This window comes from Bradyrhizobium uaiense (assembly GCF_010811875.1).
In the GTDB taxonomy this organism is placed as follows: Bacteria; Pseudomonadota; Alphaproteobacteria; order Rhizobiales; family Xanthobacteraceae; genus Bradyrhizobium; species Bradyrhizobium uaiense.
Genome location: NZ_VKHP01001149.1, coordinates 1 through 230 on the forward strand (window position 1 = coordinate 1; position 230 = coordinate 230).

Sequence of the window (230 nt, forward strand, 5' to 3'; positions counted from 1 at the left end):
GCTTGGCGCAAGTGATCGGCGTCATAGGCGGCGTCGGCCATGACGACCTCGGCGGACAAGCCTTCGATCAATGCGGCGGCTTGCGGTGCATCGCCCTTCTGACCCGCGGTCAGCGGGAACCGCACCGGACATCCCAAGCCTCGAACGGCCAGATGTATCTTGGTGCTCAGGCCCCCGCGCGAGCGGCCGATCGCCTGATCTTCAGACCCCCTTTTTTGGCGCCGGCAGCG

General features: G+C 66.5%; 1 protein-coding gene. It reads right to left on the bottom strand.

Annotated elements, in window-relative coordinates:
* On the bottom strand, positions 1–230 hold a 230-nt coding region (locus tag FNJ47_RS55800; RefSeq protein WP_163163874.1), incomplete at both ends, for a transposase.